12 protein-coding genes are annotated in these 8,030 nt (G+C 54.8%); 8 read left to right on the top strand and 4 right to left on the bottom strand.

Features of this window, described 5'->3' with window-relative positions; genetic code table 11:
* Positions 1 to 314: 314 nt before the first annotated feature.
* Positions 315 to 812, top strand: coding sequence for a hypothetical protein (locus OC159_RS19435; protein WP_265502896.1), 498 nt, complete (start codon positions 315 to 317; stop codon positions 810 to 812).
* A 7-nt stretch (positions 813 to 819) separates the two neighbouring features.
* Here the strand turns inward: OC159_RS19435 and OC159_RS20290 are convergent, their stop codons facing one another.
* Positions 820 to 1,347, bottom strand: coding sequence for a helix-turn-helix domain-containing protein (locus OC159_RS20290; protein ID WP_407674159.1), 528 nt, complete (start codon positions 1,345 to 1,347; stop codon positions 820 to 822).
* Between the two features lie 266 nt (positions 1,348 to 1,613).
* Here OC159_RS20290 and OC159_RS19430 point away from each other — a divergent pair, with 266 nt between their 5' ends.
* The 3 genes from OC159_RS19430 to OC159_RS19420 all read left to right on the top strand — a co-directional run bounded on the left by OC159_RS19430 (position 1,614) and on the right by OC159_RS19420 (position 2,754).
* The gene (locus OC159_RS19430; protein ID WP_265502895.1) at positions 1,614 to 1,862 is read left to right on the top strand and encodes a type II toxin-antitoxin system ParD family antitoxin; all 249 of its coding nucleotides are present in this window, start codon (positions 1,614 to 1,616) and stop codon (positions 1,860 to 1,862) included.
* Positions 1,859 to 2,146, top strand: coding sequence for a type II toxin-antitoxin system RelE/ParE family toxin (locus OC159_RS19425; RefSeq protein WP_265502894.1), 288 nt, complete (start codon positions 1,859 to 1,861; stop codon positions 2,144 to 2,146). The genes OC159_RS19430 and OC159_RS19425 overlap by 4 nt, the downstream gene beginning before the upstream one ends.
* 107 nt (positions 2,147 to 2,253) lie before the next feature.
* Positions 2,254 to 2,754, top strand: coding sequence for a GNAT family N-acetyltransferase (locus OC159_RS19420; RefSeq protein ID WP_265502893.1), 501 nt, complete (start codon positions 2,254 to 2,256; stop codon positions 2,752 to 2,754).
* 661 nt (positions 2,755 to 3,415) lie between these two features.
* Here the strand turns inward: OC159_RS19420 and OC159_RS19415 are convergent.
* Positions 3,416 to 4,879 (bottom strand): FAD-dependent oxidoreductase, encoded by a 1,464-nt coding sequence (locus OC159_RS19415; protein ID WP_265502892.1) that lies wholly within the window; start codon positions 4,877 to 4,879, stop codon positions 3,416 to 3,418.
* A 269-nt stretch (positions 4,880 to 5,148) separates the two neighbouring features.
* On the opposite strand from OC159_RS19415, the gene OC159_RS19410 reads away from it, so the two are divergent.
* From OC159_RS19410 to OC159_RS19395, 4 genes are all read left to right on the top strand, one after another.
* Positions 5,149 to 5,412 (top strand): type II toxin-antitoxin system ParD family antitoxin, encoded by a 264-nt coding sequence (locus tag OC159_RS19410; RefSeq protein ID WP_265502891.1) that lies wholly within the window; start codon positions 5,149 to 5,151, stop codon positions 5,410 to 5,412.
* 15 nt (positions 5,413 to 5,427) lie between these two features.
* Complete coding sequence (locus OC159_RS19405; RefSeq protein WP_265502890.1) at positions 5,428 to 5,706, top strand: type II toxin-antitoxin system RelE/ParE family toxin; 279 nt, start codon at positions 5,428 to 5,430, stop codon at positions 5,704 to 5,706.
* Between the two features lie 80 nt (positions 5,707 to 5,786).
* Positions 5,787 to 6,368, top strand: a complete 582-nt coding sequence (locus OC159_RS19400; protein WP_265502889.1) for a type IIL restriction-modification enzyme MmeI — start codon at positions 5,787 to 5,789, stop codon at positions 6,366 to 6,368.
* Positions 6,365 to 6,745, top strand: coding sequence for a hypothetical protein (locus OC159_RS19395; RefSeq protein ID WP_265502888.1), 381 nt, complete (start codon positions 6,365 to 6,367; stop codon positions 6,743 to 6,745). Before OC159_RS19400 ends, OC159_RS19395 begins: the two co-directional genes overlap by 4 nt.
* Before the next feature lie 11 nt (positions 6,746 to 6,756).
* Here OC159_RS19395 and OC159_RS19390 read toward each other — a convergent pair whose 3' ends face one another.
* A complete protein-coding gene (locus tag OC159_RS19390; protein ID WP_265502887.1) occupies positions 6,757 to 7,161 on the bottom strand; it encodes a MerR family transcriptional regulator in 405 nt (134 codons plus the stop codon).
* A 76-nt stretch (positions 7,162 to 7,237) separates the two neighbouring features.
* Entirely contained in the window at positions 7,238 to 7,810 is a 573-nt protein-coding gene (locus OC159_RS19385; RefSeq protein WP_265502886.1) for a helix-turn-helix domain-containing protein, read from the bottom strand.
* Positions 7,811 to 8,030 lie beyond the last annotated feature (220 nt).

Below are 8,030 nucleotides of genomic sequence, written 5' to 3'. Positions count from 1 at the left end.
TAGATCATAAGAAGGCAAAAAAATATGTTGTTGATTTGTAAGGCTTTTTTTCAAGACCACCGGCACCACCGTTCCGGTGGACCGGCACCACCGTTCCGGTCCTTTTTTGTTCCACCGGCACCGCCGTTCCGGTGGACCGGCACCACCGTTCCAAAAAATGGAAAGAGATGTAAAATATTAGTTGCCGCATGAGTGCCTATGCGGCAGCATGATTCCTAATTTTGGAACGAAAGCGACTAGGATTGGAACAACTGCCAGAACGTCGATCGCAGGGAACTTGGGTTCAGACTGAACGATCTGCCCATGAGGCTTGGATGAACCTCATCGCCAAATCTCCTGTTGGAGCCCAGATCATGCATGCGCTGACAGCGCGGCTTGGGGATCACAATGCTGTCGTGATTTCTCAAGTTGCTCTCGCCAAGATAATTGGACGGTCCGAGCGCGCAGTGAGGACCGCTCTGTCGGTCCTGAAGGCAGATAACTGGATCGAGGTTCGGCAGCTTGGAAACGCTGCGACTGTGAACGCTTACATCGTCAATGATCGCGTAGCTTGGACGGGGAAGCGTGATGGCATCCGCTACAGCCTGTTCTCGGCAGCAGTCGTCGTTTCCGAAGAGGAACAGCCGGATCGCGACAGCCTTGGCCATCAGGCTGCGTTGCGGCGCATCCCGGATCTGCTTCCTGGAGAAATGCAGTTGCCATCAGGCGAAGGGCTGCCCCCGGTCTCACAACCTATCCTGGAAGGAATGGAACCAGATCTTCCCGCCCGCCAGCGATCTCATGATCCGCAGTATGGCAAGCAAAGCGACTAGATTGACATTACCTCCCTGTCAGGCGCGCCCACAGTCCTCGTGGCCGCGTTCTTGCTTTTCGCTCACCAGCATCAGGTGACGGCAAAAGCCGCATTTTCTCTTCTTCGGCCTGGTCTAGGCGTTTCCGGAGGTCCAAAACCGTGGCTTGGAGGTCGTCGACCCGCGCTTGCAGCGCCTGTTTCACATCTGCGCGCCCGGCTCTTTCAGCTGTAAGAAGCTCCTCGAGGTATTTTACGCGCAACTCGGCCTCGGACGCGTTCTGTCCTGTCCCATCACTTGCGTTTAGGACACTACCGGACACCCCAAGATCATCTGAATCCGAGGCTCGACCTCTATCTGCTTCTGTCCGATTCGCTCTGTCCCATGTCCCGTCACTGGACAGAGAAAAGGGGAAAAAACGGTGTAGCTCAGAGGGATCAATCTGATACCCACCCCTCTCATTCCGGCCAGCGGACAGCTTTCCTTCCTTGATGGCGGCTTGAATTGTTGACTTTCCCCGGCCGCAAAGTTGTGCGGCTTCTCGTAGTGAAAGCATCGTCATACTGGCTGTCCCGCTATGTCCACCTCTGTCCGGCGCATGCCCCACACAGAACCACCGCTGGACGAGCATGCGCAACAAAAAACAATCTCTTCCTAAACAGGACACATTAAGGACAGGCGTCAGGACGCTGATCGGACACGTCAAAAGCGGTCTCATTGGTGTGTCTAAGGCCTTGGAAGGGGCCTATCAGCTGCGAGCCTTGGCAATTTGGCAGCTCTGTGTTATATATTGCTACACCCCAAGCATAGCCAGGAGCGTCCATGCCCCGCACCACTTCTGTTTCGCTCGGCGAACATTTCACCGGCTTCATCAGTGCCCAGGTTGATGCCGGCCGCTACGGCTCGGCAAGTGATGTGGTCCGGGCGGGGTTGCGCCTGCTAGAGGAGCACGAGACGAAGGTCAAAGCCCTGCAGGACGCGCTGATCGCGGGGGAGCAGTCCGGGGAGCCACGTCCATTTGACTTCGACAGCTTCAAGGCGCGGAAGCGGGCGGAGTTCGAGGCTGGATGAAACCTCTCGCCTTCTCGCCAGCGGCAGAGGCGGACATCGACGGTATCTGGGACTACAGCGCGGAGACTTGGGGGCCGGACCAGGCCGACCGTTACACCGATGAAATTCAAGATGCCTGCCTAGCTCTGGCCCATGACCACAAACGAGGCCGCCCCGTTGATGTGCGCCCCGGTTACCTGCGGCTCTCAACTGGATCGCATGTGATTTACTACCGGGACCGAGGAGACCGACTGGATATTATCCGGGTCCTGCACAATCGTATGGATGCCGATCGCCATCTCTAAGCAATGTCACCATGGCCTTATCTGCGCTCTGTTCCGAGACAGGTAGCTTAGAGCCCTTTCCTGCCGGTCGCTGCCATCTCTATGCTGGGCCGTGACTGTAGCGAGAGATGCGGAATATGCTTGTTCGAAGACTTTCCGGGGAAGATGCCGTTCAGTTCCGGACCGTTCGGCTCGAAGGATTGGAGCGTCATCCAGAAGCCTTCGGTGCTTCTTATGAAGATGAAGCTGAACTGCCCCTCACGCTGATATCGCAAAAACTTTCTGCTGGCTTGGTTTTTGGAGGTTTTAGAGGCGATCAGGCGCTGGAAGGTGTGATCGGCGTCATGAAGGGTCAATCTGAGAAGGTCCGCCATATAGCTACGATCTGGGGAATGTTTGTGCGTCCGCCCGCGCGTGGAACGGGACTTTCCTCAAAGCTGCTGCAGGCTGCAATTGACGAAGCCAGTTGTGATTGCCGCTCTATACGCCTGTCTGTTGTTGCCACAAATGAGCCCGCTCGTCGTTTGTATCAGCGGGCAGGCTTTACGGAATGGGCTGTGGATACTGCGGCCCTGTTCGTGAACGGCTCGTTCCATGACGAAATCCTGATGCGCCTCGACTCTGAATGACCGAAACGTCCCGCAGAGCTGCCCTTCTCCTTCAACCTCCGGCAGCCTCACCTGCTGTAACGAGTGTTATGCAGAAATAATCCGCTTCCCCAAGATGCCTGGACAGTTCTGAAAATCATGGTTTTCGGCTAAACTTGGATAAAGTTACATATGGCTTCGCATATCTGTACCCTCGCCATAAGAATAGCATTGCACGCAAAGCTCCTAAGCTCGGCAAAAAATTACGTAGCAGCTCTGATGGAGTGACAATCTTAACTTCCGTTTTGATCTTGGATCGCGCAATCTCTAATCTAATAGGTGTGCAAACCTTGACGACGGGCCTCCACTAGAACCCACAAGCCTATTGCCTCAGTCTGTGATAACATCCAGCCGTCACAGAAAAGCACTTTGCCTGCAGCAAAATCTGTCTTTGCCTTCATTTTTAGTGCCCGTAACGCAGAGCGTGAGCTTAGAGACGCGGCATGTCCATAAATCCGTTGTGCTACGACGTCGAGATCCTTTGCGGTTAAGCCCTCTTGGCGCCCCACGGCTGCCGCAATACGAGCTAATTCCGGCGATTCTAGAAATGAGGCAGGCGGCATGGCTGCTTGAGAGGATCTAAAATTAAAAGAAAATAGAATAGATCCGGAAATTAATCCAATTAGACGTCGACGATCCATTTTTACAACATCCTTTTCTCAAGGGTATCACCAAGACGCAAAGTCAGCGCGACCAAAGTCATAGTGGGAGTCATAATCCCGCCATTTGGATATACAGAAGTGCCTGCAATATATAAGTTATCTAAACCATGTACTTTCAAGTCTGCATCAACCACTCCGGAAGTATGATCCGCACTCATTCTAGTGGTTCCGTAATGATGGTATCCCCAATCAAAAAAGCGCTCTTCGAATGGAGCAGTATCGATTTGCGCTCGACCTATACCTGCAGCTCCAAGTGCTGCGCCAAACAGCTTCACTACGTGCTCAACCGCTTGCATTTCTAATTCGTGCGGTTGATAGATCAAATTAATCTTCCTCATCCCCATTGCATCTCGCTCGTCGCTCAGTGTCATTCGATTGTTGATGTTTGGAATGGGCTCGGCGAAAGCCAGAAGCTCGTATTCCTCCGGCTCAGCATCATCGCCAAAAGGTAAATAATCGGAAACCTTGCTGAATAGGCGGTCAGTAAAGCTTCTTTGTCCAGGGTTTCGGCGGTTAGCGCGAAGAGCGCAACGGCCCACTCCTGCCGTCGCGGCGGCTTCTGGAGTGGCAATCAAGTGAGGGACCAGCGTATTGCCATCCTCTGTTGTCCAAACCGGACGCTGAAAGATGCCGCTTGCCGCAGGTGAAATAAAAGCCTGCCCAGCTCTAACAATAGCATGATCAGCAAAGAAGCAACCAACAGTACCTGAACTATTCCCAAGTCCTCCTGGTATCCTGCTATCTGAATTAAGAAGTAGTCTAGCGTTCTCAATGCCACCGCATGCAAGTACAACGTAATCTGCTGTGATCTGAAATTCTTTCCCATCATAGCTGCGAACGCGGACGGCGCTTACACGATCTCCAGAGGCATTGGCCTCAATTTCGACCACATTGGCTCCAGTAAGGCACGTGATTTCCGGCGTGGCCTCGATTTCAGATCGATACTTTTCTCCAAACCGTACTGGAGGGCCGACCAAACTTACTTCCTGCTGAAGATCCGCAGATGTGATATTAAGAGGATTTGTTTCTAAACGATTAGTCCACGAAGCTACATCAAACTGCGAGGCAACCTCGACAATCCGTGCTGCCTCTTCGAGATAAGGATCAACGGACTCCACTTTAATTGGCCAGCCGGTTTCTGGTAGCCAAGGGCGGATAGCAAAATCAGATGGTCCGGGTCGTCGGCAGTAACCAGTCCAATGGTTAGTAGTTCCGCCAAAATATCGTAGCCGAGAAATGTCTAATTCTGCATATCCTTCACTCGCGCCCTCATAAAGGGTTTGAGATCTTTCAGTCATTTCTAGATCGCCGCCTTCGAGTAGAGCAACACTAAGGCCCGATCTAGCAAGTCGCAATGCTAATGTAATACCTGCCGCACCTGCACCAATGATACAAACTTTAAATTGTTGATCTTCGTTCGTGTCGACTGAGGTCGCCTCTTTCAACAAGATATTTCTCCATAGGATTTTTTAGTCTTGAGCACTGGCTTCCTATATTTTCCAATGATGAGGCAAGTTTTATTTTCAGTCACTTCGCCTCACAACCCCCGGCTGATCCCGGCCCCTTCCCATCTCCGCCGCATAACACCCGACCGCTTGGGCTGCTTCTGGAGGTTGAGAGAGGGGGAGCCGCAAGATCATTTGCTTCCCTCTCTCCTGCTCGCGGTGTATCATCATACGTATGACTAAGTGTGTCTTTCTCAGGAGGTGCCGCTATGGGCGCTATTGAAAGAATGACGATCACCATGCCGTCCGAACTGGCCGAAGCCGTGCGGCAGACGGTTGCAGGTGGAGAATACGCTTCAACAAGCGAGGTCGTCCGCGAGGCTCTGCGCGACTGGACGCGCAACCGAGATGCGGAGCGGCGTGATCTTGAAGCTTTGCGAGCGGCGATCAAGGCAGGGCTGGACAGCGGGCCAGGCATTCCTGCCGACCAGGTGTTTGCAGAACTTCGCGCTCGCTATGCGGCAAAGACCTGATCTGTGCCACGTCTGGTGATCCTGCCCGCTGCGCGGGCCGACCTGATCGAGATTGGTGACTTCATCGCTCAGGACAATCCTGGGCGTGCCCTGTCGTTCTTGGCCGAGATCGAGGCCAAGATGCATGAGGCTGCTGAACGTCCCGAAAGCTTCCCTGCGCGTGGCGATGTGGGTGCAGGGCTCCGCGCAGCCCGGCATGGGCGCCATTTGATTTTCTTTCTCAATACAGATGAGGAAGTACAGATTGTTCGGGTGCTGCACGGTGCCCGGGATCTACCCAGAATATTCGGATAATCGCGCGGCAGCGATAAGTCGCCGCGCCGCCTGAAGGAGGCGGCGAAGGCGGACCAAACCAATAAAAGTCAGGGACAGGAATGACGCCGCAGGAATTCATTAATAAGTGGCGTAATGTCGAACTGAAGGAACGCAGCGCCTCGCAATCGCACTTCAACGACCTTTGCCGAATGCTGGGGCTTGAAGATCCAATCAGCGCCGACCCTAAGGGCGAATGGTTCACCTTCGAGAAAGGCGCGTCCAAGACTTCGGGCGGCGAAGGCTGGGCAGACGTCTGGCGCAGGAACTGCTTTGCGTGGGAGTACCAGGGCAAGCGCAAGGATCTGGACCGGGCTTTTGCCCAGCTGCAGCAATATGCCATCGCCCTGGAAAATCCGCCTTTGCTGATCGTGTCTGATATGGACCGCATCCGCATCCACACCAACTGGACCAACACGGTGCAGTGGCAAAGCATCGGCTGTTTGTGTGGGCAGACAATAGTACTGTTCCTGACTGCCGGGTTGTTACCATCGCCCCCGACGACGACACGACCTTCGGCATCCTGCACTCGCGCTTTCACGAACTCTGGTCGCTGCGGATGGGCACGTTCCTCGGGGTGGGCAACGACCCCCGCTATACCCCCTCCACAACCTTCGAAACCTTCCCCTTCCCAGAAGGCTTGACCCCAAATACTCCCGCCGCAGACTACATCGCCGATCCGCAGTCCCAAGCCATTGCTGCCGCCGCTGCCCAGCTGAACAAGTTGCGGGAAAACTGGCTCAACCCACCCGACCTGGTGCAGCGGGTGCCGGAAGTCGTGCCGGGTTATCCTGATCGCCTGTTACCTGTGGATGCCAAGGCCGAGGCCGAGCTGAAGAAGCGCACCTTGACCAACCTCTACAACGCCCGCCTTGCATGGCTGGACCATACGCACAAGGCGCTGGATGAGGCCGTGGCTGAGGCCTATGGCTGGGGCGACGACTGGCGCAGCGGTGCCTTGACCGATGACGAAATCCTGTCCCGCCTGTTCCAGCTCAACCAGCAGCGCGCTACCCGGTAAGCACTTCGGTTTCAGGCGCCGCCACTTTTCCTGAACAATCGGGACCAGAAACCCCCTGCGGGCTTCTGCGGAATTGGTGCAGGTGCCGGAGGAGCAATGGAAAGACGCTCTGCGATCTGGTGCCACCTGTCCCGTTCCTGCCGAGCCTCGATCAGCGCCTCACGCAGCATCTGATTTTCACGCTCCAACACCCCTGTTTCATTCGGTTTCTCAGGTGTTGCGGATTGTTTCACGGAATGCGTTTCAGGTGGTTCATGTGCAACGGGTGGAAATACACGGTGCAGCTCGGCAGGATCTATGCTCCACGCCCCGTTGTCGTCCTTTGTGCCCGAAATCTTCCCGGTTTGCAGCGCTCTGGTGATCGTGGCCTTTGAAACGCCTGCTGCCTTCGCAGCTTGGCCTGCCGTGTATTTCATGGCGTATCAGGGTGTTTCGTGGCGTTGCATGATACGGCCCTGCACCTGTTTCGCACCGCGTTGCAATGTTCGGGCATCAGGGCGTGTTCCTTCTGACCGTCGCCGGCAGGTCAAATTCCATCCCCTCGAATGATGGTTGCGATTCCGGCGGCAAGCCCTCGCCTGAGGGAAGCTGTTGCTCGCCAGGATAAAGGCTTGGGAGCTTCCGCAGCGGTTCCTGATGGTCCAAGGCGTCGCTATCAGGCTGTTCGGCATCCGAGATCACGACATTGGCCGTGAACAAGCTGTATCGGATGCCCTCACGCGGGCCGCTCCACGCAACCCGATCATTGATGATGTAGGCGTTGACTGTACCTCGGTCCCCGATCTGCCTGGTTTCGATCCAGCGGTGCTCTTTGAGCATGGCTACTGCGCGGCGCACCGTTCGCATGTCGATGCCCAACAGGCCTGCCATGGTCTTCTGCGACATGACCACAGCGTTATGCTCCTCGACACGGGCAATCAGCAGATGAAGCACCCGAGAGGCATTCAGAGATCCGGGTAGCCCCAAGAACATTGCCCACGCTTCGTGAGCGGCACGTTCGGTCTGAACCCATGTTCCGCGCTGTTTCTTCACAAGCAGCGAACTTGGCTGGTCGTCATCAGGCATAGGTCAGGCTCTGTCCTAGGGGTAGGACACGCGAAGACAGAAAGCTGTCGCGGCTTGTCCAATAAATTACATTGGCGTTGTAATTTATTGGACATGGAACGCAAGAAAAAAGCCTACCCTAGGACACAGTGTGTCCTAGGGTTAGGACACAGTGTGTCCTAACCCCCCCTAAAAAATAACGCTATAACAACAGCTTATTTTTTCCCCTTCTTATGATCTT

The organism is Paracoccus beibuensis, from assembly GCF_026162625.1.
GTDB classification, from domain to species: Bacteria; Pseudomonadota; Alphaproteobacteria; order Rhodobacterales; family Rhodobacteraceae; genus Paracoccus; species Paracoccus beibuensis.
Note: the sequence above shows the minus strand (reverse complement) of the source record. Positions and strands in the feature narration are given on the sequence as shown.

Coding starts and splice junctions, on each gene's coding strand:
- OC159_RS19430 (WP_265502895.1), top strand. CDS start 1,614: ATGCCCCGCACCACTTCTGTTTCGCTCGGCGAACATTTCACCGGCTTC.
- OC159_RS19425 (WP_265502894.1), top strand. CDS start 1,859: ATGAAACCTCTCGCCTTCTCGCCAGCGGCAGAGGCGGACATCGACGGT.
- OC159_RS19435 (WP_265502896.1), top strand. CDS start 315: ATGAACCTCATCGCCAAATCTCCTGTTGGAGCCCAGATCATGCATGCG.
- OC159_RS19400 (WP_265502889.1), top strand. CDS start 5,787: ATGACGCCGCAGGAATTCATTAATAAGTGGCGTAATGTCGAACTGAAG.
- OC159_RS19390 (WP_265502887.1), bottom strand. CDS start 7,161: ATGAAATACACGGCAGGCCAAGCTGCGAAGGCAGCAGGCGTTTCAAAG.
- OC159_RS19410 (WP_265502891.1), top strand. CDS start 5,149: ATGGGCGCTATTGAAAGAATGACGATCACCATGCCGTCCGAACTGGCC.
- OC159_RS19420 (WP_265502893.1), top strand. CDS start 2,254: ATGCGGAATATGCTTGTTCGAAGACTTTCCGGGGAAGATGCCGTTCAG.
- OC159_RS19385 (WP_265502886.1), bottom strand. CDS start 7,810: ATGCCTGATGACGACCAGCCAAGTTCGCTGCTTGTGAAGAAACAGCGC.
- OC159_RS20290 (WP_407674159.1), bottom strand. CDS start 1,347: ATGCTTTCACTACGAGAAGCCGCACAACTTTGCGGCCGGGGAAAGTCA.